The sequence below is a fragment of the Geomonas terrae genome (assembly GCF_004791675.1).
Classification (GTDB): Bacteria; Desulfobacterota; Desulfuromonadia; order Geobacterales; family Geobacteraceae; genus Geomonas; species Geomonas edaphica.
The window spans coordinates 574134-597660 of the sequence record NZ_SRSC01000001.1 but is presented as its reverse complement, the minus strand read 5'-3'; the positions used below and the strand labels follow the sequence as shown (position 1 = coordinate 597660).

Annotated in this window: 16 protein-coding genes; 12 read left to right on the top strand and 4 right to left on the bottom strand. The window is 63.3% G+C overall.

Features of this window, described 5'->3' with window-relative positions; genetic code table 11:
* Positions 1–44 precede the first annotated feature (44 nt).
* Positions 45–1310 (bottom strand): sensor histidine kinase, encoded by a 1266-nt coding sequence (locus E4633_RS02540; protein ID WP_135868693.1) that lies wholly within the window; start codon positions 1308–1310, stop codon positions 45–47.
* 184 nt (positions 1311–1494) lie between these two features.
* Between E4633_RS02540 and E4633_RS02535 the strand changes: the two genes are divergently transcribed.
* Positions 1495–2784 (top strand): nitrite/sulfite reductase, encoded by a 1290-nt coding sequence (locus tag E4633_RS02535; protein ID WP_135868692.1) that lies wholly within the window; start codon positions 1495–1497, stop codon positions 2782–2784.
* Between the two features lie 143 nt (positions 2785–2927).
* Here the strand turns inward: E4633_RS02535 and E4633_RS02530 are convergent, their stop codons facing one another.
* Both E4633_RS02530 and E4633_RS02525 read right to left on the bottom strand, forming a co-directional pair.
* On the bottom strand, positions 2928–5528 hold the full coding sequence (locus tag E4633_RS02530) for a cache domain-containing protein (RefSeq protein WP_135868691.1): 2601 nt from the start codon (positions 5526–5528) through the stop codon (positions 2928–2930).
* 561 nt (positions 5529–6089) lie between these two features.
* The gene (locus E4633_RS02525; RefSeq protein ID WP_135868690.1) at positions 6090–9536 is read right to left on the bottom strand and encodes a pyruvate carboxylase; all 3447 of its coding nucleotides are present in this window, start codon (positions 9534–9536) and stop codon (positions 6090–6092) included.
* Positions 9537–9822: 286 nt separating this feature from the next.
* On the opposite strand from E4633_RS02525, the gene E4633_RS02520 reads away from it, so the two are divergent.
* The 11 genes from E4633_RS02520 to E4633_RS02470 all read left to right on the top strand — a co-directional run bounded on the left by E4633_RS02520 (position 9823) and on the right by E4633_RS02470 (position 22387).
* Positions 9823–10509 (top strand): DUF554 domain-containing protein, encoded by a 687-nt coding sequence (locus E4633_RS02520; RefSeq protein WP_135869564.1) that lies wholly within the window; start codon positions 9823–9825, stop codon positions 10507–10509.
* Positions 10510–10713: 204 nt separating this feature from the next.
* Positions 10714–11550, top strand: a complete 837-nt coding sequence (gene murI, locus E4633_RS02515; protein WP_135868689.1) for a glutamate racemase — start codon at positions 10714–10716, stop codon at positions 11548–11550.
* Positions 11534–12100 (top strand): GerMN domain-containing protein, encoded by a 567-nt coding sequence (locus E4633_RS02510; RefSeq protein ID WP_135868688.1) that lies wholly within the window; start codon positions 11534–11536, stop codon positions 12098–12100. The genes murI and E4633_RS02510 overlap by 17 nt, the downstream gene beginning before the upstream one ends.
* Positions 12101–12247: 147 nt before the next feature.
* Positions 12248–14692: a homocysteine S-methyltransferase family protein gene (locus E4633_RS02505; RefSeq protein WP_135868687.1), complete on the top strand. Its 2445-nt coding sequence runs from the start codon at positions 12248–12250 to the stop codon at positions 14690–14692.
* 111 nt (positions 14693–14803) lie between these two features.
* Positions 14804–15283 carry a hypothetical protein gene (locus tag E4633_RS02500; RefSeq protein WP_135868686.1) on the top strand — a complete coding sequence of 160 codons (480 nt, stop codon included), beginning with the start codon at positions 14804–14806 and terminating at the stop codon, positions 15281–15283.
* A 23-nt stretch (positions 15284–15306) separates the two neighbouring features.
* Positions 15307–16131, top strand: coding sequence for a transketolase (locus E4633_RS02495; RefSeq protein WP_135868685.1), 825 nt, complete (start codon positions 15307–15309; stop codon positions 16129–16131).
* 38 nt (positions 16132–16169) lie between these two features.
* Complete coding sequence (locus E4633_RS02490; RefSeq protein WP_135868684.1) at positions 16170–17102, top strand: transketolase family protein; 933 nt, start codon at positions 16170–16172, stop codon at positions 17100–17102.
* Positions 17102–17731: a type II secretion system protein gene (locus E4633_RS02485; protein ID WP_246037877.1), complete on the top strand. Its 630-nt coding sequence runs from the start codon at positions 17102–17104 to the stop codon at positions 17729–17731. The genes E4633_RS02490 and E4633_RS02485 overlap by 1 nt, the downstream gene beginning before the upstream one ends.
* 53 nt (positions 17732–17784) lie before the next feature.
* The gene (locus tag E4633_RS02480; RefSeq protein WP_246037875.1) at positions 17785–19266 is read left to right on the top strand and encodes a two-component system sensor histidine kinase NtrB; all 1482 of its coding nucleotides are present in this window, start codon (positions 17785–17787) and stop codon (positions 19264–19266) included.
* A gap of 69 nt (positions 19267–19335) precedes the next feature.
* Positions 19336–20706, top strand: coding sequence for a sigma-54-dependent transcriptional regulator (locus E4633_RS02475; protein WP_135868682.1), 1371 nt, complete (start codon positions 19336–19338; stop codon positions 20704–20706).
* Between the two features lie 88 nt (positions 20707–20794).
* A complete protein-coding gene (locus E4633_RS02470; protein ID WP_246037873.1) occupies positions 20795–22387 on the top strand; it encodes a hypothetical protein in 1593 nt (530 codons plus the stop codon).
* Here the strand turns inward: E4633_RS02470 and E4633_RS02465 are convergent.
* Positions 22384–23490 (bottom strand): DUF362 domain-containing protein, encoded by a 1107-nt coding sequence (locus E4633_RS02465; protein WP_135868680.1) that lies wholly within the window; start codon positions 23488–23490, stop codon positions 22384–22386. The genes E4633_RS02470 and E4633_RS02465 overlap by 4 nt on opposite strands.
* Positions 23491–23527 lie beyond the last annotated feature (37 nt).

Genomic DNA, 23527 nt, shown 5'->3' with positions numbered 1-23527 from the left:
GGGAATATTGCGCTAACCTGCCGGAATAAAAAGGTTAATGTCTTTTAATCCGTTGCGGTCGCGCCGCCGAGGTGCGGGGATATGGGGAGTTCGACCCGAACGCAGGTGCCGGAGGCGTCGCTGGAGATGAGGATGCGCCCGCCGTGCCCGGCGATGAAGCGCTGGGCGATGGTCAGGCCGAGCCCCACGTGGCTGTCCGGGGCCTTGGTGGTGAAGAAGGGATCGAACAACGAGGGGAGGTTTTCCGGCGGGATGCCGGGTCCGCTGTCGGAGATGACGATCTCGGCGAGTTCGCCCTGTGCGGCGACCGAGACGCTGATGGTGCCCGGGGCGCTGCCGAGCGCCTCGCAGGCGTTTTTTAAGAGTGCGACCAGCGCGGTGTTCAAGAGGGTGAGCGCCCCCTGCACGAATACGCCGTGCTCGGGCTGGGACCAGTGCACCTGGGTCCCCGGGGGGGTGAGCACCGTGGTCATGTCCACCAGCGGCTTCATGAGGCCGACGAGCTCCAGCTCCTGCATCGCCTGGTTCGCAAGGCCGAGCTCTAGCTGCGCCATCTGTTGCACGATGAGGGCGATACGTTGCCCCCCCTCCTTAGTCTCGTGCAGCAGGGCGGGGAGGTCGAGGTTTATCTGGCGCAGGCGGTGCTTCTTTTCCAGTTGCAGGATCGCCTGGGCGGAATCGGGGTCGGCGGCGCGCAGCAGGTCCGTGAGCGCGTTTGCGTGCTGCTGCAGGGCGAAGGCGTAACGCTCCAGGGTCGAGAGGTTGCTCATCACGAAGCCCAAAGGGTTGTTGATGTAGTGGGCGGCCCCGGCGGCAAGGCGCGCGACGGCTCCCACTTTTTCCTGTTCTACCAGTTTCCTCTGGGTCTTTTGCAGCTTGGCGAGGGTCTGCTCGATCTCATGTCGTGCCCTGGCGAGGGCGGTCTTCTGGCGGGTATTGCGCACGGCGGCACGGATGCGGGCGAGGAGGTCGAGCTCCTGGAACGGCTTGACGATGTAGTCATCGGCCCCAAGATCGAGGCCCGCAGCGATCTGCTCGTGGGTTCCCTGGGAGGTGAAGAGGATCACGGAGTACATGCGATCGTGCAGGGGGGGCGCGCGCAGCACGTCGAGGCCTGAGAGCCCCGGCATCTCGACGTCGAGGAGCATCACGTCCGGAGGAGCGCTGGTCAAGGCGACGAGGGCGCTCGCCCCGTCCACCGCCTCCCGCACCCGGTAGCCGTCCTGGGAGAGAAGGGCGACCACGTAGCTGCGTATGGCGGCGCTGTCGTCAACGACGAGTATGTCCGGCTGCTCTGGGAATTCGGTCATAGTTCCAAACCCGCATCGGCGTGTTTCTTAGCGGCGCCGTCGGTTGCCTGTCCGGCGCACCTTTCTCATCGGCCGAGGATGACTTCCACTGAAGCCTTTTTCGTTGCCGGGGCTGAGGCTTTTCCTGTACTATCCGTGACCATGCCGGCTGCGGCCGGCTTTTAACGTACAGGAGACAAAAGCCATGTCCATAGACAGAAATCTGCGCCTGGAGGGGATCTATCCCCAGCGCCAGAAGGAGTTTTTCATGCAGCGCGTCAAGCTCCCCGCCGGGATCATCTCCGCCGACCAAGCGCTCAAGGTGGCGCAGGTAGCCGGGGTCCACGCGCGCGGCCTCGTGCATCTCACCACGAGGGGGAGCATCGAGCTGCACTGGCTGTCCGAGGAGGCGCTCCCTTTGGTTGCGACCCAGCTCGCGCAGGTGGGGTTGTACAACCGTGGCGCCTGCGGCGGCGCGGTGCGCGGCGTCATCTGCGGCAGCCTCTCCGCAGCCGGTGCCCCCGCCCTTGAGGCGCTGGTCAGGAAGATCCACCGGCACTTCACCGGGAACCCGCGTTTTGAGAAGCTCCCGAAGAAGTTCAAGATCGGCGTCGAGGCGGACACGGCAAGCCGCAGGCACCTGATCCAGGACCTCTGCTTCATCCCCGTCCCCTCCGATGACGAGAGGTCGCGCTACGACGTCTACGCGGCCGGCGGGCTCGGGCGCGAGCCGACCCCGGGCTTTTTGCTGGCGCAAGGAGTCGCGGAGGATGCCCTCATCCCGCTTACCGAGAACGTGCTCAGGGAGTACGAAGCGAACACGCCTCCCCCGAAGCGTCTGAAGCACCTCGTGCGCGAAATCGGGCAGGAGGAGTTTCGCCGCAGGGTGATGGGGGAAGGGGCGCTCGAGGAGCTCACCACCGTTCCCACCCTGACCGGGAGCCTGGTGCCGGTACCTGCCGATTCCGAGGATCGGCTCGAGGCGCACGTCTTTGCCGGGGAGCTTCAGGCGGAAGGGCTCGCGGCCCTTGCCCGTGTGGCGGCGCAGTATTGCGGCGGGATCCTCATGGTGACCGGGAACCAGACCGTCGTGATGCACGTGGTCGAGGAGGCGGATCGGGAGAAGGCGCGCGAGGCGCTGGCGCAGGCCGGGTTTGCCGGAGCGAGCGCGGTGGAGCGGGTGGTGTTCCGGTGCTGCCCGGGGAGCCACGAGTGCATCATGGGGCTTGCCCCGACCCGGGAGGTGGCGGCCGCCGTGGTGGCTGAGCTTGGGGAAGAGGCGCTTGCCATGAACTGGGCCATTTCCGGTTGTCCGAACTGCTGTGCCCAGCCGCAGCTCGCGCAGGCGGGGATCGTCGCATCCCGCTTGGTGAACGACCAGGCCGGGCGTGCGCCGCGTTTCGATCTGTACCGTGCCGGTGCCGGCCCCTTCGCCGAGCCGGTGCAGCAAGGGCTTACCCTGGCCCAGCTCCTCGCGGCGGTCAAGGAAGTCTAAAAAACGTTCAGCGTTCAACGTTCAGCGTTACCCCCCCCCTCTCTCCCTTCTGCGGAGGCGAGGGGGGGCTCCTACCTCTTGAGACAGCATCAAACATGAAGCGTTAAACGTTGAACGTTGAACGTTGAACGTTGAACGGCCGTTCAGCCTTCATCCAGTATGTCCCTCACCTTCCCGAGCAGTTCGTTGATCTTGATCGGCTTCGACACGAAGTGACGGGGGTCCCCCTTGGTCAGCGTATCGGTGACGATGTCCGCCGTGTACCCGCTCATGAACATAGCCTTCACCCCGGGAGAGATGGCGGCTATCGCCTCGTAGGCATCGCGCCCGTTCATGCGCGGCATGATCACGTCCAGGATCACCAGTGCAATCCGGTCTCCAGCCACCTTGAACTTCTCCACCGCGTCGATCCCGTCCACCGCGGTGATCACCCGGTACCCGAAATCCTGCAAAAGCTCCCGCACCATGTCGCGGATCACCGCATCGTCCTCGACGAGAAGGATGGTCTCGTTTCCCCCACGTACCGCCTGGTCCTCGGGCGCACTCTCGCTTCCCGCAGGGAGATCGATCAACGGAAGATAAACCCGGAACACGGTGCCGTGCCCGAGCTCGCTGTAGCAGTTGATGAAGCCGCCGTGCTGCTTCACGATGCCGTACACCATGGCGAGCCCGAGACCGGTCCCCTTGCCCGGCTCCTTCGTGGTGAAGAACGGCTCGAAAATGCGGTCACGGGTCTTTTCGTCCATCCCGATGCCGGTGTCTGCCACGGTGATCAGGGCGTAACTGCCGGGTTCTCCGTAGCCGTGGGAGTCGATGAACTCCTGGTCCAGGATGATGGGATCGGTGCTGATGCGCAGGATCCCCCCCCTGGCCATGGCGTCCCGCGCGTTCACGGCCAGATTCATCACGACTTGCTCGATCTGGCCCGCATCGGCAAGGACGGAGAGCTCCTCCTGGCAAAGCTGCATCCTGAACTCGATATGCTCGGGAATCAGGCGATGCAGCATCGCCTGCACGTTGGTGAGGATGCTGTTCATGCCGACCGGAACCGGGTTGCTTACCTGCTTGCGGCTGTAGGCGAGCAGGCTGCGGGTGAGGCTCGCGGCACGCTCGGAGGCACGCATGATTTCGGCCACTTTCACCTGCATGGGGTGCGCGGGCTCGAGCTGCAGCTGGATCATGGTGCTGTACCCGATGATCGCGGTCAGGATGTTGTTGAAATCATGGGCAATGCCGCCGGTGAGCGTGCCGATCGCCTCCATCTTCTGGGACTGGGTCAGCTGATGTTCGAGCGCCCTTCTCGCTTCCTCCGCTTCGAGCCGGTCGGTCACATCGTAGCAGGTCCCGATGTACCCGGCGAAGTTCCCGTCCAGCCCGTTGAAGGGCCTTCCCATGTCCACGACCCACCGGTAGCTCCCGCTATGGTGCCTTAGCCGGTACTGCATCTGGAAGGGGACCCGCAAGGCGAAGGCGTTACGGTAGGTCGAGACGCACTGCGTCACGTCCTCGGGGTGGACCCCCTCGGTCCAGCCGTCACCAAGTTCGCTCTCCAGGGGGCGTCCGGTGAATTCGAGCCAGGTCTGGTTGAAGTAGTTGGCCGCGCCGTCGGTGCCGACGCGCCAGATCAGGGCGGGGAAATTCTCGAAGAGGGTCAGGTAGAAATCCGCCGAGCGCTCGAGCTCGAGCAGCATCCGGTTGAAGGTCCGGGCCATCTGTCCGATCTCGTCTTCCGAGGTCACCGGGGCGAGTCGTTGCGCGAGTTCCCCCATGGCCGGAAGCTGCTCCAGGTGCCTCGTGAAGGAAACAAGCGGCCTGGTGAGGTGTTGCATGAAGGGCCAGACGATGAGCAGCGACAGGATCGCCGCCGCCAGTGAGCCGGCGAGCAGGTAGTTTCTGGCGGTCCGCAGCGGCCCGTACGCCTCATCGAGCGGGTAGCTGACCGCGAGCACCCAGCCGGTGGACTTCAGACGTTTCACCGATCTGAGCACGGGGATTCCGGTTTGCGTCATCGTCTCGGCGGTTCCCTGGAATCCGGCGAGTGCCCGGTCCAGCATCTCGTTGCGGCCGGGGGGGTCCCGGCGCAGCACCCGCTTCTTGTCCGGGTGCATGAGCACGTTGCGGCGCGCGTCGTAAAGGGACAGGAATCCGTTCCGGCCGAGTTTTAGCGAGGCGAGGGAGTGCAGGAAGTGTTGTTCGCGCAGGTCGATGCTGCCGGACAGCACCCCGATCAACTTCTGTCCCGGACCGAAAAGAGGGACGGTGAACATGATGATCGGCCGACTTTGGCGCTGAAGGGAGGCAAAGGGGCCGGAGATGTAGTTTCTGCGCAGCCTGACCGTCTCCTTGAGATATTCCCGGAAGGAAAAGTCCCGGCCGATGTAGTTGAGGTCCTGGGGGGTAGCCGCGACGAGGATCCCCTTCTTCGAGAAGAGAAACAGGGAGTTGTCGAAGAAGGGACGCTGCCTGATCTGGGCGTCCAGAATGAGCTGCGCCCGCTGCGGGTGCTCCAGGATGTCCGGCGGAAGGCTTTGGGCCAGGTGGTCGAGTTCGGCGGTGAAGTCGAAGATGCGGTCGTCGATTTGGTTCGCCAGCGAGTCGAGCAGTATCGACTGCTGCTGCGAGATGTTCTGCTTGAAGGTTTTTTGCAAAAACAGCAGGGAGGTGACGGCGGTTGCCGACATCAGTACGCCCACCATGAGGAAGACGGCAAGCGTCATCTTGGTTTTCATGCTGTTAAAAAGCACACGAACTCCGATCGGCGCACAAGAGGCCAGCCCAAGACCAGAAAAAGACAGTCATAGCAAACTTATAAACGCTCCGTGAGAAATGACAACGCGCCCTATGAGCAAATTCGCCGACGGCTCGTGATTCTACCCTCTTTTCGTGAGAGATAAAAGCCTACTTATTATAGACCGTCAAATCAGCCCGCTGCGCAGGGGGACGCGACACGGTTTCCTATCCGGCACAAGCGGGGGGCGGGACCCGGCCGGGAGACCAAAAACGTCAAGGAAATGTCGGAAACCCGTTTTATCCGCGTAAAGTGGACAACTATCAAGGCTTTAGGGATGTTTACGGCGCGGAGCGTTGCTGGATACTGCTCTTCTATCCACGTGACCTGTGGAAAAGTATGTGGAGAAATGGGCGTTAAAGGGGACTATCGGCAACAAACCGGATATTTCTAGCAAAATGCCTAAATTTTAGGCGGCGTAAGGGGCCGTTATTGCTGCGTCGCCAAGGTTTTGGCGACGGGACGAAAAAAAAGGGGGGCTCGTGCCCCCCTTTGGCGTGCGTTTGGCCTTTCTGCTTTAGGATAAAACGAAGAGAAGCTCCTCTTTTTCCACCTTTCCGCCTTCCTTGCACTTCACCTCGGCGATGCAGCCGTCTTCCTTCGCCTTGATGTTCGTCTCCATCTTCATGGCCTCGGTGACCGCGAGGATGTCACCCGCCTTGACGGCGTCCCCCGGCTTCACGTTGAGCTTGATCACCTTGCCCGGCATCGGGGCGCCCACGTGCTTCGGGTTCGACTTGTCGGCCTTCTCGTGGCCGGCCTCGTCGCTTTGCACCGACTGGTCGCGCACGGTGACGCTCCTCGCGTTGCCGTTCAGCTCGAAGTAGATCTTCTTGGTGCCGTCGGGCTGGGTCTTGCCGATGGCGTTCAGCTTCACGATGAGCGTCTTGCCTGGCTGCAGCTCGATGGAGGTCTCCTGCCCGGGCTCCAAGCCGTAGAAGAAGATCGGGGTCGGGATCACCGAGACGTCGGAGAACTCCTGGCGGTGCTTCGCGTACTCGACGTAGACGCTCGGGTACATCATGTACGACATCAGCTCCTCGTCGTTCACCGGGTGGCCTACCTTCGCCTCGGCGGTCGCGCGCTCCTTCTCGAAGTCGGCCGGCTCGAGGAGTTCGCCCGGACGGCAGGTGATGGCCTCCTGTCCCTTGAGGATGATCTTCTGCAGCTCCTGCGGGAAGCCCTGGTAGGGCTGGCCGATCATCCCCTTGAAGAAGCCGACCACCGACTCGGGGAAGGCAAGGTCCGCGCCGGGGGCGAAGACGTCTTCCGGTTCGAGGTTGTTCTTCACGAGGAACATCGCCATGTCGCCGACCACCTTGGAGGAGGGTGTGACCTTGACCACGTCGCCGAAGAGGAGGTTCACCTTGTGGTACATCTCCTTGCACTCCTCCCAGCGCTCGATGAGGCCAAGCCCTGCCACCTGCGGCTTGTAGTTGGAGTACTGCCCCCCCGGGATCTCGTGGTGGTACACCTCGGTGGTGCCGCTTTTGAGCCCGGACTCGAAGGGGGTGTAGTAGTCGCGCACCGTCTCCCAGTAGTTGGCGAGCTGCTGCATGCCGCGCTCGTCCACCTGCGGGTCGCGCTCGGTACCCTTAAGGGTCGCCACCAGCGCGTTCAGGTTGGGCTGCGAGGTGAGGCCGGAGATGGAGGAGAGCGCCGCGTCGACGATGTCGACACCGGCCTGCGCCGCCATGAGCAAAAGCGCGCCGCCGTTGCCGGAGGTGTCGTGCGTGTGCAGGTGCACCGGGATGCCGATCTCGTCCTTCAGCGCCTTAACGAGCTGGTAGCCGGCGTACGGTTTGAGAAGCCCCGCCATGTCCTTGATGGCGAGGATGTGCGCCCCCATCTTCTCCAGTTCCTTCGCCATGGAGACGTAGTAGGAGAGGGGGTACTTGGTGCGGGTGGGGTCGGAGATGTCGCCGGTGTAGCAGATGGCTGCTTCGCAGATCTTGCCCGACTTCTGCACCGCCTCCATGGCGACCTGCATGCCGCGGGTCCAGTTGAGCGAGTCGAAGACGCGGAAGACGTCGACGCCGCTCTCGGCGGCCTGGGCCACGAAGCGCTGCACCACGTTGTCCGGGTAGTTCGTATAGCCTACCGCGTTCGCCCCCCTTAGAAGCATCTGGAAGAGGACGTTGGGGATCGCCTCGGAGAGGGCGTGCAGCCTCTGCCAGGGGTCCTCTTTCAAAAAGCGCATCGAGACGTCGAAGGTGGCGCCCCCCCAAAGCTCCAGCGAGAAGAGATCGCTCGCAAGGTGCGAGGTCGGCTCGGCGATCTTCAGGAGGTCGTAGGTCCTCACGCGGGTGGCCAAAAGCGACTGGTGCGCGTCGCGCATCGTGGTGTCGGTAAGGAGGAGTTTTTTCTGCTCGAGGACCCACTTGGCGAGCCCCTCGGCCCCCCTCTCGCGCAGGATGTCCTTGGTCCCTTTGGGCTTTTGCGCGAACGGTTCGATCTGCGGGACGCAGGCGTCGATGAGTTCGGCCGAGCGCAGCGGTTTCGCGACGCCGGCGGAGCCGTTCACGATCACGTCGCCCAGGAAGTTCAGCACCTTGTTGGCGCGGTCCTTCTTCTCGGGGATGACGAGGAGTTCGGGGTGCTGGTCGATGAAGGAGGTGTTGCACTCGCCCGCCAGGAAGACCGGATGGGTGATCACGTTCTCCAAAAAGCCTATGTTGGTCTTCACGCCGCGCACGCGGAATTCCTGGAGGCTTCGATCCATGATGTGGGCCGCCTCGGTGAAGGTGAGGCCCCAGGAGCTGACCTTCACGAGCAGCGAGTCGTAGTGCGGCGTGATCTGCGCGCCGGTGAAGGCGTTCCCCGCGTCGAGGCGGACGCCGCAGCCTGCCGAGGAGCGGTAGGTGGTCAGCGTGCCGAAGTCGGGGGCGAAGTTGTTGGTCGGGTCCTCGGTGGTGATGCGGCACTGGATGGCGTAGCCACGCATCTCGATGGAGCCCTGGTTCGGGATGTTGATCTCCGGGTCGGCGAGCCTTTTTCCTTCGGCGATGAGGATCTGGGCCTGCACGAGGTTCCGGCCGGTGATCATCTCGGTCACGGTGTGCTCGACCTGGATGCGCGGGTTCATCTCGATGAAGTAGTAGCGCCCCTCCTCGTCGAGGAGGAACTCGACGGTGCCGGCGTTACGGTACCCGACCTGCTTGGCGATCTTCAGGGCGTCGGTGCAAAGGGCTAAGCGGGTGTCGCCGGGAAGGGCCAGGGACGGCGCGAACTCGACCACCTTCTGGTGGCGGCGCTGGATGGAGCAGTCGCGCTCGTAGAAGTGCACGAGGCTCCCGTAGCCGTCCCCCAGGACCTGCACCTCGATGTGCTTCGGGTTTTTCAGGTAGCGCTCGAGAAACACGGAGGGGTCGCCGAAGGCGGCCTTCGCCTCGGAAGAGGCCGACTGCAGCCCTTCGAGGAGCTCCTTCTGGTTGGTGGCTACGCGCATGCCGCGCCCGCCGCCGCCCGCCGCCGCCTTGATGATGATCGGGTAACCGTGGTTCTTGGCGAACTTGAGCGCGTCCTCCTCGTGGAGGATGGGCTCCTCGGTGCCGGGGACCGTGGCGACGCCGGCGGCCTTCGCCACCTTCCTCGCGGCGACCTTGTCACCGAGGGCGCGCTGCATCTCGGCGGTAGGTCCGATGAAGGCGATGCCGTTTGCCTCGCACTTCTCGGCGAACTCGGCGTTCTCGGCCAGGAAGCCGTAACCGGGGTGGATGGCGTCGACGTCGCGCTTCTTGGCGAGCGCGATGATCTCGTCGATCCCCAGGTAGGCGTCGATGGGGGCTTTCCCCTTTCCTACCTGATAGGCTTCATCCGCCTTGTAACGGTGCAGTGAGAGCTTGTCCTCATCCGAATAGATGGCAACCGTGCTGATGCCTAGTTCGGTGCAGGCGCGGAAGATCCTGATCGCGATCTCCCCGCGGTTAGCTGCCATCACCTTCCTGAATTTCCGAGCTTCCATTTCTTCTCCTTTAGTGGGGTGTTTTTTACCGAGACTAAAACAAATGGTGGAAATTTTATTGCGATAATAAAACAGGTGCCGCCCTATTGGTAAAACCAATTTCCCTTTAATTTCTGAGGGTTTAATTATGTATTCAAAAAGGTGGCATATAAAAGCAGATTCGAAATCGAATGTCAATCCAGAATGTAGTTATATTTTTGTATGCTCACGCCAAACCGCAAGACGGGGGCACCAGCGGGGCGGCTTTTTGCTTGCCTTGACCCGGGACCTGCCTTATCTTGGCGCGATGATCATGCAAGGTACGGCAGCAAACGCAGCAGCAATAGTAATCGGTGGCTTTATCGGCATCAAGGCGGGACACCTCATTTCCAGTCGTGTGAGGGGGACCGTCATGTCCGGAGTCGGGCTCGCAGTATTACTTATCGGCATGCAGCTCTCTTTGAAAAGTCAGCAGCCGCTGATTATCATCGGCTCGCTCATCGGCGGCGGGATCATCGGCGAGCTCTTGGGCATCGAGGGGCGCCTGGAAGCGCTTGGGAACTGGATCGGCGACCGCTTCAAGGGAAGCGGCAAGGTGGCCGAGGGGTTCGTCACGGCTAGCCTTTTGTACTGCGTCGGCGCCATGGCCATCATGGGGGCGTTGCAGGACGGTCTCGGGTCGCGCCCGGACATCCTTTACGCGAAGGCCGCCCTGGACGGCATCGCCTCGGTGGCGCTCGCCTCCACCCTTGGAGTGGGCGTCCTCTTCTCCGCGCTGCCGCTCTTAGCCTACCAGGGTGCCATCACCCTCTCCGCGTCGTTTGCGCAGCAGATCATGACCCCCGCCGTGGTACAGGAAATGAACGCCGTCGGCGGGCTTTTGATCCTAGCAATCGGCCTCGACATGCTCGGGGTGAAACGGGTCCCGGTGGGGAACCTGCTTCCCGCGGTTTTCCTGGCTCCTCCCCTCGTCATGCTCTTCGTCGCTTCCTGACCTCCCCGCTGGACGTAAACCTTGACACTCCCTCTAAAAATCTAATAACATGCGGTGCTTCCCGGGATAGCGCACCTCCCCCCGGAGGGGGGAGGCTGGGAGGGGGAAAGGCCGATGGAGCTGCTGCGCTCCCCCTCCCTGCCCCTCCCCCTCCGGGGGCGGGAACGCCACGGCGACTCACTCAGAAGCAATGGAGAAACAGTTTTGGCCTGGAAAGCAATCGGCATCTTCGATTCCGGCGTGGGCGGTCTTACCGTCCTGAAGGAAGTGATTCACACGCTCCCGCAGGAGGACACCATCTACCTTGGTGATACCGCCCGCGTTCCCTACGGCACCAAGTCGCCGGAAACGGTGATCCGCTACTCGCGCCAGATCGCGCGCTACCTCATGAACCGCGACATAAAGCTCCTGGTCGTCGCCTGCAACACGGCCTCCGCCGTGGCGCTCGCCGCGCTGCAGCAGGAGTTCGACATCCCCATCGTGGGGGTGATCGAGCCGGGCGCGCGCGCCGCTGCCGCCGCCACCAGAAGCGGAAAGGTCGGCGTGATCGGCACCGCCGCTACCGTTGCCTCCTCCGCCTATACCAAGGCCATCAAGAGGATCAACCCGGACATCGAGGTGGTGAACCGTGCCTGCCCGCTCTTCGTGCCGCTGGCCGAGGAAGGGTGGGTGGACAACGAGGTCGCCAGGATAACGGCGCGCATCTACCTCGAGGACCTGAAACGGCAAGGTGTGGACACTTTAGTACTTGGCTGCACCCACTACCCGATCCTGAAGGAAGTGATCGCCGAGGTGATGGGGCCGGAGGTGGCCCTGGTCGACTCCGCTGCCGAAACCGCGCGGACCGTGGCGCAGATACTCTCCGAAGAAGGACTTTTGCGTCCCGAGTGCGAGCGCGGCAACCACCATTTCTACGTGACCGACATCCCGGCCGGCTTCATCAGGGTCGGCAACCGTTTCCTCGGCGGCGAACTGGGGGACGTTTACCAGGTGAGTCTGGAACAGGAACAGGAGGGCGAGGACGGTGAAGAAACGTACTAACAAGGCCAAAGGCGTCCTCCTTGTCGCCTTCCTGGTGTTTGCCATCGTCGTGGGGCTTCTCGTCTTGCGCAAGTACCGGACCGCGACTCAGCCGGCCCAGGTGGCGCCGCAGACCGAGCAGGCTCCCGATACGCGGGTGGTGACGCTTTTCTTCGGCAACGAGGAAGGGTCCGGTCTTGCCCGTGAGGGGCGTGAGATCGCCGTGGAGGATACCGCCGACGACATGGTCGCCAGCGTGGTGGACGAGCTGGTGGTGGGGCCCTTGGGGAGCCTCGCGCCGAGCCTGCCGACCAACGCGCGTGTGCTCGGGGCGCATCTGAAGGGGGATCTGGCCGAGGTCGATTTCTCCCACGAGCTGGTGGAGGGGCTTCCCGAGGGGAGTTCCGCAGAGATGACCGCGGTGTATTCCGTGGTCGATACGGTGGCCGCCAACTTCCCGCAGGTGAAGGGGGTGCAGTTCCTTATCGACGGCAAGCCGGTGAAGGAGTTCAAGGGGCATCTCGACCTCTCCACCCCGATCGCGCCGGACTTCACGCTGGAAAAGAAATAACGTTCAACGTTCAGCGTTCAACGTTCGCCATTTGGTGTTGCTTCTGGCTTGACTTGTTGCGCTGCATCAGCGGCACTGGGGCGGCCCGGAGGGGAAAAACTTTTTGAACGTTGAACGTAGAACGTTGAACGTTTCCTGGGGGTTAAGATGAAGATGCCGTTTATGCAGGCGGTTAAGGAGCGGGTGCTGGTTCTGGACGGCGCCATGGGGACGATGCTGCAGGAGCGCGGACTCAAACCCGGGCAGTCTCCGGAGGAGATGAACCTGACCGCCCCCGAGGTGGTGGCGGGGGTGCACCGCGCCTACCTCGAGGCGGGCGCGGACATCATCGTCACCAACACCTTCGGCGGCACCAAGGCGAAGCTGGAGCACTACGGCCTGGGCGACCAAGTAACCTGCATCAACGCGGAGGCGGTGCGCCTGGCCCGCGAGGTGTGCGGCGAAAACGCCTACGTGGCGGGCTCCATCGGCCCCACCGGACGCTTCGTGGAGCCGGTCGGCGACATGAGCTTCGACGAGGCCTACGGCATGTTCCAGGAACAGGCGAAGGCGCTCATCGACGCCGGCGCCGACCTCATCTCGCTGGAGACCTTCCTCGACATCAAGGAGATCCGCGCGGCTCTCATCGCCATCCGCGACCTCTCCGCCGACATCCCGGTCATCGCCATGCTCACCTTCGAGGAGAAGGGAAGAAGCGTGCTCGGCTCTCCGCCGGAGGCAGCGGCCATCACCCTCGAGGCTGCCGGCGCCTCCCTCGTCGGCTCGAACTGCGGCCTCGGCGTGGACGGCATCTACGACATCCTCTGCGCCATGAGAAAGGTGACCTCGCTGCCGCTCATCTCCCAGGCGAACGCGGGACTGCCGATCCTAAAAGACGGCGTCACCGTGTTCCCGGGCACCCCGGACGAGATGACCGCCTACCACGACCGCATGATCGGCCTCGGCGTGCGCGTCATCGGCGGGTGCTGCGGCACGACTCCCGCCCACATCGGCGCCATCAAGGACGCCCTCGCCGAAAAACAGACCCACTTCGTCCCGAAGGAGGATGACGGCACCACCTGGATCTCGAGCCGCGGCTCCTTCGCGCCGATGGGTGCCAAGCACCAGGCCGCGCTCATCGGCGAGCGCATCAACCCGACCGGGAAGAAGCTCTACTCCCAGGAACTCAGGGAAGGGAAGGTGAGCTACATCCGCCGCGAGGCGCTTGAGCAGACCGAACTCGGGGCGACCCTGCTCGACGTGAACGTCGGCACCCCGGGGATCGATGAGCCGGCCGCCATGGAGCGCGCCGTCTTCTGCATCACCGGCGCGGTGCAGACCCCGCTCGTGCTCGACTCCTCCTCGCCCGAGGCGCTGGAGCGGGGCCTCAAGGCCGCGGACGGCAAGGTGCTCATCAACTCGGTGAACGGCGAGGAGAAGAGCATGGCCGCCGTGCTGCCGCTCGCTAAGAAATACGGGGCGGCGGTCGTCTGCCTGACTCTCGACGAAGCGGGCATCCCCGCCGAGGCTGACGGTCGGGTGGCCGTGGCGCAGAAGGTCGCCGAGCGTGCCGCGCAAATGGGGATCAAGAGAAGCGACGTCGTCGTCGACTGCCTCACCCTCACCGTGAGCGCCGAGCCGAAGGGTGGACTCGTCGCCCTCGAGGCGGTGCGCAAGGTGAGCGAGCTTAAGCTCAACACGACGCTCGGGGTCTCCAACATCTCCTTCGGGCTTCCCTGCCGCCCGCTCATCTCCTCCACCTTCTTCTCCATGGCGCTCGCCGCGGGGCTCACCTCCGCCATCGTGAACGTGAAGGAGGCGCCCATGATGGCGGCATGGAGAAGCGCCATGGTGCTCCTCGGCAAGGATACGAACGCCGCAGGCTACATCGACGCCTACAAGGGGCAGGCGGTGACCGCCTCAACCCAGCCCGCGTCGGCCGCTGCCGGTGCCGGTGCCCCCGTTGAAGCCGCCGTGGAGCCGGAAGGGATCCGCGGTCGCCTCGCCAAGGCGGTCATCAACGGCGAACTGGAAGGTGTGGTCGCCCTGGTCGAGGAAGCGCTCGCCCAAGGGCTCACCCCGATGGAAATCAGCTCCGAGGCGCTCCTGGTCGGCCTGGACGAGGTGGGCAAGCGCTTCGGCAACGGCTCCTTCTTCCTCCCGCAGGTCATGGTCTCCGCCGACACCATGAAGGCCGCCTTCGCCCGGCTAAAGAGCGAACTCGCGTCCGGCGCGCTGAAGAGCCTGGGCAAGATCCTCATGGCCACCGTCGAGGGTGACATCCACGACATCGGCAAGAACATCCTGGTCACCCTTCTCGAGAACAACGGCTTCGAGGTGATCGACCTCGGCAAGAACGTACCGGCGGCGAAGATCCTCGATGCGGCGCGCGAGCACCAGGTGGACGCGGTGGGACTCTCCGCGCTCATGACCACAACCATGGCCCAGATGGACAAGGTGGTGGCCCTTTTGAAGTCGGAAGGGGTGAAGAGCTTCACCATGGTGGGGGGCGCGGTGGTGACCCAGCAGTACGCCGACGAGATCGGCGCCGACCTCTACGCCAAGGACGCCATGGAGGCGGTGGCACGCATCAAGGAACTGCTGGCAAAATAAACGCTTTTTTGCCATATCGTAGCCCCGCGGCGCCCGCAACTATCGCTTGCAACGCCGCGCACCCTGTGTTAACGTGCCAGCGAAGTACGCCATTTGGCGTAGAGGGTGCTCATGGTTTTGGGATTCAACCACAATATCAGGTACAAAGGGGTTCTCTTCCACGTTCAGACCGAGGACAGCGGCAAGGCAAACCCGCACATTATCACCCTGCTCTACCGTGAAGGAACCATCCTCGCCTCCGCCAAGACCAGCTACGCCGACATCATCAAGGTGGAGCAGCTCGAGGCGGTGGTCGAATCGATCATGAAAGAGCAGCACAAGGATATGATGCGCCGTCTGAAAAACGGCGAGTTCGACGCACGCATCTTCCCCGATGGAGCCCCCGAACCTACGGCGGCACCGCAGGAGCCGGCAGCCGCACCGCAAACACCGGAAGTACCGGCACCGCAGGCCCAGGCCGCCGCACCGCAGACACCGGCTGCCGCGCCACGGGCACCGGAACCGCCCAAGGACACACCCCCGACAACGCCAGCCAATCGCAGCCTGGATGAGGTCATCCTCGATTACCTCATCACCGGCGAGGACAAATAAAAGCCAGCCTGAAAGGAACCTTCGTGAAAGAAAAGATTGCAGATCTGGAGGAAAAGGCGAGACGCCTGCGCGTCGCCATCGTGAAGACGCTGCACAAGTCGCAGTCCGGGCACACCGGCGGGTCGCTCTCCGCCATCGACATGGTGTGTGCGCTGTACTTCCACAAGATGCGCCACAACCCGCAGGAGCCTACCTGGGACGGGCGCGACCGCTTCGTGCTCAGCAAGGGACACGCCGCTCCGGCGCTCTACGTGACCCTGGCCGAGTGCGGCTACTTCCCCTCCGAGGACCTGATGATGCTGCGCCGCTTAGGCAGCCACCTCCAGGGACACCCGGACAGCAAGGGGACCCCGGGCGTCGACGTCTGCACCGGCAGCCTCGGCCAGGGGCTTTCGATGGCCAACGGCATGGCACTGGGACTTAAGCTCGACGGCAAGGATAACCGCGTCTATGCGGTTCTTGGCGACGGCGAGCTGCAGGAAGGGCAGGTGTGGGAGGCCGCGATGGCCGCCGCCCACTACAAGAGCGACAACCTCTGCGCCTTCATCGATTCCAACGGGCTGCAGATCGACGGCGACGTCTCCAAGGTCATGAACGTCTCCTCGATTTCCGACAAGTTCAAGGCCTTCGGCTGGAACGTCATCGAGATCGACGGCCACGACATGGGGCAGATCATCGCCGCTCTCGATGCCGCCGAAGCGCACAAGGGCGCACCGACCGCCATCGTCGCCAAGACGGTGAAGGGCAAGGGCGTGCACCTGTTCGAGAACAAGGCGTCCTACCACGGCGTCACCCCCAACGACGACGAGCTTCCCGAGGCGCTCAAGTGCCTTGGTTGCTTCGACTAAATTAATTAGGCAGGGACATACAAGAAAGGAACACGACTATGATCGCAACGAGGGACGCCTACGGCGAGGTGCTGGCCGAGCTGGGGGGCGAGAACGATAAGATAGTGGTGCTCGACGCCGACCTCTCCGGCTCCACCAAGACCGCAGTGTTCGCCAAGAAATTCCCCAACCGTTTCTTCAACATGGGGATCGCGGAAGCCAACATGGTGGGGACCGCGGCGGGTCTTGCCGCCGTCGGGAAGATCCCCTTCCTCTCCACCTTCGCCATTTTCGCCGCAGGCCGCGGCTGGGAGCAGATCCGCCAGGCGCTCGCCTACCCGAAGGCGAACGTGAAGGTCGTCGCCACCCACGGCGGCGTCACGGTCGGTGAGGACGGGGGCTCGCACCAGTCCGTCGAGGACGTGGCCATCATGCGCGCCATCCCGAACATGACCGTCATCGTCCCCGCCGACGGCGAGGAGACCAAGGGGGCCATCCGCGCCGCCGCGGCATACAAGGGGCCCGTCTACGTGCGCCTTGGCCGCAACAAGGTGCCGAGCGTCTTCCCGGCGGGTCACAAATTCGAGATCGGCAAAGGGGTCGTCGTCGTCCCCGGCACCGACCTCACCTTCATCACCACCGGCCTCATGACCGCACAGGCGGTCATCGCCGCCGAGAAGCTGAAGGCTGAAGGGATCTCCGCACGCGTCCTGCACATCGGCACCGTGAAGCCGCTCGACAAGGAACTCGTGGAAGAGGCGGCTCGTGAGACCGGCGCCGTCATCACCGCCGAGGAGCACTCCGTGGTCGGTGGCCTGGGTGGCGCGGTTGCCGAATTCCTCGGCGAGGCCTGCCCGACCCTCATGAAGCGCGTCGGCGTGTACGATCGTTTCGGTACCTCCGGGAAGTCGGACGAACTCCTCAAGTATTTCGGGCTGAACGCTGAAACCCTCATCGAAGAGGCCAGGGAGATCGTCTCGAGGAAAAAATGATGCTGAGGGTGCTCCGGTCCAAGGGGGGCTTCACCTATATCGGCGCCCTGGTGATGGTCATGATCGTAGGGGTCATGGCCACCAGGGCCGCCGCGGTCTGGAGCACCGCGGCCAAGCGCGAGCGTGAGGCGGAACTCCTCTCCCGTGGCACGCAGATCCGCGATGCGCTGCGCAAGTGGTACAAGGTGAAGGTCGTGGACGGGAAACTCGTTTCGAGCATCACACCCGCCGCGGGCGCCCAGCCTGCAGCACCTACGGCTATTCCAGGACCCACGGACCTGAAGGCGCTGCTGCGCGATCCCAACAGCGCCGCCAAGGAGCGTTACCTGAGACCCTACTGCCTCGTCGATCCCATCACCGGCAAGGAGTGGGACGTGATCCGGCTGGAGGGGAAGATCGTCGGCGTGAAATCGACGAGCTCGCAGGACCCGGTCAAGCAGGGAAACTTCCCCTTCGACCTGCACCCGCAGGACTTCGAGAAGAAGCAGAAGTACAGCCAGTGGGAATTCGTCTATGATCACGTCCCCCCCATCACAGCAACCGGTGGGGCCGTAACCGGTCTCGGGGGGAGCAAGAGCTCCCTTAAGTCACCTTCAACCGGGACATCGGGCTCAACTACAACACCGTAGCGGATGGAAGCGGAGGCACCCTGATCTTCAAGAGTCTCACATCGCGCGTTATCGTGCTCTCCATCTGCCTGCTCGTCTTCGGCATCGGGACCTTCGCGTTCCTGACGCTCAGGCGCGAGCAGATGCAGCTCATCAACTCCGCCCGGGAGTCGAGCGAGCTGCTGCTCGACACCATCGAACGCTCCCTCTACAACTCCATGCGCCACGGCAACACCGAGGACGTGAAGGTCATCCTCGAGATGGTGGGGCAGAGCGAGAACCTCGTGGGGGTGCGCATCTTCCATCCCCACGGCGTCATCCTCAAGTCCTCGCAGGGCTCCGAGGTGGGACGCGTCGTCGACGAGCACGACTTCAAGCTCTTCCTGGACAACAAGCGCGAGGGGGTCTTCACTCTGGACGGGCACGGCGAGGTGCTCGGCATGGTGAAGCCGATCTACAACAACCGCCAGTGCAACCTGTGCCACGGCTCCAAAAGCCGCATCATCGGCCTTCTCAACGTCAACTACTCGCTGGTCGAGACCAGGCGCCGCATCGTCGAGCTGACCAAGCTCTTCGTCATGTCGACCGTCGCCATCATCGGCTTCCTTTCGCTTGCCATCTCCCTTGTCATGCTGAAGTTCGTCAAGAAGCCGCTGCACCAGCTCGCGAGGAACATGGCGCGGGTGGAGGCGGGCGACCTATCGGTGCGCATGGTCCCGGAGGGGAAGGACGAGATCGGACGCCTGATCGTCTCCTTCGACTCCATGGTGGACCGGCTGGACCGCGCGAAAAGAGAGCTCGAGACCTACCACTTCCAGCAGATGGAGCGCGCCGACCGGCTCGCCTCGGTGGGTGAGATGGCTGCCGGCATCGCCCACGAGATCAAGAACCCGCTGACCGGGATCGCGGCCGCCATCACCGTATTGAAGGACGACTTTTCACCCGAGGACGGGCGCGCCCTGATCATCGGTGAGGTGCTGGAGCAGATCTCGCGTCTGGACAAGACGGTGAACGACCTCCTCTTCTTCGGGAAGCCGACCGTGGCGGAGCCGACCTGCACCGACATAAACAGCGCCCTCAAGAAGATCCTCATCTTCGCCTCGCAGCACCGCGGCGGCAAGAACATCGAGAAACAGCTGGAGCTTGCCGAGGACCTGCCGCCGGTCTACGTAGACCCGAAGCAGATCCAGCAGGTCTTCCTGAACCTCTTTTTGAACGCGGTGCAGGCGATGCAGTCCGGCGGAACCCTCACCGTTACGAGCAGGCTCGCCAGGATCGACGACATGGACATGGTGCAGGTGAAGGTTGCCGACACCGGCCAGGGTATCCCGCCGCAGATCCTGGAGAAGATCTTCACCCCGTTCTTCACCACCAAGGCCCAGGGGACCGGCCTTGGCCTCGCCATCAGCCACCGTCTCATCGAGCAGCATGGCGGGCGTCTCTCCTGCGTGAGCCAGGACGGCGCAGGAACCACCTTCACCGTGGAACTACCCGCCTACTGCCCGACGCAGGCCGAGCTGGAAGAGGCTATGACGAGCTCGGGGACCATCGGTTGAAAACGGCAGTAACGGCAGCAACCGGCGCATTCCGGTGCTGAGCCCGGCACATCATCCTAAGGAGCCGCTATGCGCAGAGCTAAAATAATGGTCGTCGATGACGAGCACCTGATCCGGTGGTCCCTCGAGCAGAACCTCAAGAAGCAGGGGTACGAAGTCTGCACGGCGGGGACCGGAGAGGACGCCATAAGGCTGGCCAGGGAGGAACAGCCCGAACTGGTGCTGCTCGACTACCACCTCCCCGGCATCAACGGCCTGGAGGTGCTGCAGCGCCTGAAAGAGATCGACGAGGAGCTGCTCGTCATCATGGTCACCGCGCAGGGGGGGCTGGAGACGGCCGTGAACACCATGCGGCACGGGGCCTACGACTACATCAACAAGCCCTTCAACTTGGACGAGATGTCGCTCGTGGTCAGGAAGGCGCTCGATACCTCCGAGCTGCGCCGCGAGGTGGTCCAGCTCAGAAGCGAGCACAAGAAGCAGGGGCCGCCGAAGATCATCGGCAACTCGAAGCACATGAAAAACGTGCTCGAGATGATGGCGAAAGTGGCCAAAAGCGACGCCTCCACCGTCCTCGTGCAGGGGGAGTCGGGGACCGGCAAGGAATTGGTGGCGAAGTACATCCACTACGAGTCATCCCGTGCTGAGAAGCCGTTCGTCGCGATCAACTGCGCCGCGGTCCCGGCCACCCTTCTTGAGAGCGAGCTCTTCGGCCACGAGAAAGGTGCCTTTACCGACGCGAAGACCTCCAAGAAGGGGCTTTTCGAGCTGGCCGACGGCGGCACCGTCTTCCTTGACGAGATCGGCGACATGGAACTCGGCATGCAGGCGAAACTGCTCCGCTTCCTCGAGGACCGCACCTTCCGCCGCATCGGCGGCACCAAGATGATCCCGGTCGACGTAAGGATCGTTTCAGCGACCAACAAGGATCTGTTGAAGGCGATCGAGGATAAGACCTTCAGAAACGACCTGTACTACCGGCTCCAGGTAATCCCGATCTTCCTTCCGGCGCTGCGCGAGCGTAAGGAGGACATCCTGATGCTCGCCAACCACTTCATCGAGACCTTCTCCCGCGAGTTCGGCAAGTCGACCAAGGGGATTTCGAGCATGGCGGAGAAGCTCCTCGTGGAATACAACTGGCCCGGCAACATCCGCGAGCTGAAGAACGTCATCGAGCGCGCCATCATCCTCGGCAACGAAGACACCCTGCTCATGGAGAACCTGCCGCTCGAGATCATCGCCAAGGCCTCGCAGGTGACCGTTCCCCTAACCACTTTCAAGCTCCCAGCGGAGGGGATCGACATCGAGGAGGTCGAACGCGAGCTGATCAAGCAGTCGCTCGAGATGACCGACTGGAACCAGTCCAAGGCGGCGAAGAAGCTGAATCTCGGCATCGACGCCTTCCGTTACCGCATGAAGAAATTCGGCTTCCTCAAATAGGAGCCTTGTCCCCGGAGGGTTTCCTGCTCCTTTGGGGCAGGGCGCATCAGTTGGTACAGACCGGATGCCCAAGACATCCCTTCGAAAAATGATCCTTCGCCCTGGCAGATTCCCTGCCGGGGCGTTCTTCGTCCTGCTGGCTGCGTATCTCGCGGCGCCGTTGTCCGCCTGCGCTTCCTATTCCGACGCGGTCCCTCCGCTACTTGCTTTACCCCAACCGGTTGCCCCGGCACCGGACTTCGTTCCCCTTCCCATCCCGGGGCTCGCCCTGGGCGCTCCCCCGGTCGTTCCGACCTCTTCATTCCGCAGCGAGTTTCAGGCTGAGTATCCGTCCAAGCCGTGGCTCAACGACCGGCAAAATCGCCCGTCCTTCGTTCTGCAGCGGGGCGAGTACGGTGGGAGCGGCTTCAAGGTGCTAGCCGAGATGGGGGACCTGCACCTCACGGAGACCGGCAATACGCTGCTGGATGCGCGGGGCAGGGGAGGGCGTTTCTCGCTTTTGACCGGAAGCGCCGGTAACCGTGCCACCTTCAAGACCTTCGCGGCCTCAGGGGCACTTCACCCCGGGCCGGAAGACACCCTGGTGGGGGCAACGGGGGAGCTTTCCCTTCTGGACGACAGCGCGCTCTTTAAGACCATCTTCGTCTCCGGCCGCAGTTCGCTCGACCGTGAGGGGCGCTGGCCGACCGCGGGGGCCAAGAGGGGGGACGTGGTGGGGTTCGTGGCCCGCCTTGAGCCGGTCCGGGGGAAGCTCGCCGCGGAGGCGGAGTACGACTATTCCGTTTATGATGCGAACACCGCCGACCCAGGCTCCGCGCTGCGCGACAGCGCATGCCGGTTCAAGATGACCGGGGACTGGGGGCGCAGCCGCTACATGGCGCTCTACGAGAGGACCGGTCCGAGGTACCGACTCATGGGTGACGGGCCGGAGCGGGACCGGGAAGGGGGGAGCTTCGGTGTGGCCACCGCCTTGGAACTGCACGACCTCGACGTGAGGCTTTCGCGCTACAACGACAACACGGAGAGGGACCCGCTTAACCCGCGGCTCTACCGCTACGAAGGGGTCGTTGACTACAAGTTCAAGGGATTCAAGACGCTCCCGCTCGCGTTGCAGTACCGCAAGACCTTCATCGACAGCACCAAAGAGCCGGTGGGGTACGCCCCGAAGGACGTTGCCGAGGACGCGGTGTCCGGGCAGGCGAACCTCCTTGCCGGGCGATGGGATCTGGGCCTGCGCGGTGGCGTGACGCAGAGGACCGACCGGATCAAGCAGCAACGGGAGCTTTCCACCGCTAGCGTCGGGTTCTTCCCCAAGTTTTCCGCAGCAAACTTCACCCTTTTTCCCGATCTTTACATGAAACGGACCAACGACTATGCTGCGGACCAGCGTACCGACCAGTACGCAGTGAACCTGGGGGTTACCGGGAATCTTTTGGAGAAGAGGCTGGATTACGAGGTGAAGGGGGGCTTCAAGAGAGAGAGCACCGGAGTGGGGACCGGTCGGGAGGTGCTGGGGGCAAAGGTGAAGGCCCTCTACCCCCTGGCGGGCCTGTTCAAATGGACGCGCTCCCCCTCGCTGGGGATCAAGGGAGAGTTCAACGGTATCAACAACCTGACCGAGGACCGCAGGGAGAACGATTTCTCCCTGCTTATCTCGCTGGACGGCGGGAGTTTCCTCTAGATTTTGACGAGCTCGTAGCTCCTGGTGCCGATACCGATCTTCTCGGCGTGCTCCAACTGCACCTCCCAGTCGATCTCGGGATGAACGCCGCGGAACTTGTCGCCGCCGGGTTCGTGCCCTGAGGCGAGCGCGGTGTCCTGGTTGCCGCGGGCGTTGTTCACCAGATCGGCGCAGGCCTGGTCCAGCGCCACCGGGTCGGTGGAGGCGCAGATGCCGATGTCGTTCACTATGGGGGCGTCGGCGTGGCCGTAACAGTCGCAGGCCGGGGAGACCTGGGTGATGAAGTTGAGGAACAGGGTCTTGCCGGCCTTGCCGTGCAGGGTCCCCTTGGCGTACTCGGCCATCTTGCGCATGACGAGCGAGGCGCTCTCGTTCCACTGGATGTTGATCGCCTTTCTCTGGCAGGCGGTGATGCAGCGGCCGCAGCCGACGCAGGCGTCCGCGTCGATTTGTGCCTTCCCTTCGATGATGGTAATGGCGGCATGGGCGCAGGACTTGAGGCAGACACTGCAGCCGTTGCAGAAACGCTCGGCGACCTTCGGGGCCACCGTCGAGTGCTGCTGCATCTTCCCGGTGCGGCTCGAGCATCCCATGCCAAGGTTCTTTAGCGTCCCGCCGAAGCCGGTCAGCTCGTGGCATTTGAAGTGCGACACGGCGATCAAGGCATCCGCTTCGAGGATCTCCGCTCCTATGTTCACCGTCTTCAGGATCTCGCCATCCACCTGCACGTCCTTCGCGTTATGCCCCTTGAGGCCGTCGCACATGATGAGCGGCGCGTTCACCACCGCGTAGGCGAAACCGTTCTCGACGGCGCAGGCAAGGGCGGAGACCGCTTCCTTACGCTCACCGGGGTAGAGCGTGGAGGAGTCCGTGAGGAAAGGTTTCCCCTCGCACCCTTTGATCTCATCGACCACGCGGCGCAAAAAGATCGGGCGGATGAAGGTATGGTTCCCCCGCTCGCCGAAGTGCACCTTCACGGCGACCAGGTCGCCGGGGGCGATCGCCACCGAAAGCCCAGCCTGCTGCATCAGTCGCCCGATTTTAGCGAAAAGGTTCTCCTTGGCTCCGGCGCGCATGTCAGCGAAAAATACCTTGCTCTTCATAAACTTCCCCTCCTTTAGCGGTTGCACCCGAACAGCG

Coding starts and splice junctions, on each gene's coding strand:
- E4633_RS02490 (WP_135868684.1), top strand. CDS start 16,170: ATGATCGCAACGAGGGACGCCTACGGCGAGGTGCTGGCCGAGCTGGGG.
- E4633_RS02525 (WP_135868690.1), bottom strand. CDS start 9,536: ATGGAAGCTCGGAAATTCAGGAAGGTGATGGCAGCTAACCGCGGGGAG.
- E4633_RS02535 (WP_135868692.1), top strand. CDS start 1,495: ATGTCCATAGACAGAAATCTGCGCCTGGAGGGGATCTATCCCCAGCGC.
- E4633_RS02465 (WP_135868680.1), bottom strand. CDS start 23,490: ATGAAGAGCAAGGTATTTTTCGCTGACATGCGCGCCGGAGCCAAGGAG.
- E4633_RS02540 (WP_135868693.1), bottom strand. CDS start 1,310: ATGACCGAATTCCCAGAGCAGCCGGACATACTCGTCGTTGACGACAGC.
- E4633_RS02520 (WP_135869564.1), top strand. CDS start 9,823: ATGATCATGCAAGGTACGGCAGCAAACGCAGCAGCAATAGTAATCGGT.
- E4633_RS02505 (WP_135868687.1), top strand. CDS start 12,248: ATGAAGATGCCGTTTATGCAGGCGGTTAAGGAGCGGGTGCTGGTTCTG.
- E4633_RS02475 (WP_135868682.1), top strand. CDS start 19,336: ATGCGCAGAGCTAAAATAATGGTCGTCGATGACGAGCACCTGATCCGG.
- E4633_RS02485 (WP_246037877.1), top strand. CDS start 17,102: ATGCTGAGGGTGCTCCGGTCCAAGGGGGGCTTCACCTATATCGGCGCC.
- E4633_RS02470 (WP_246037873.1), top strand. CDS start 20,795: ATGATCCTTCGCCCTGGCAGATTCCCTGCCGGGGCGTTCTTCGTCCTG.
- E4633_RS02500 (WP_135868686.1), top strand. CDS start 14,804: ATGGTTTTGGGATTCAACCACAATATCAGGTACAAAGGGGTTCTCTTC.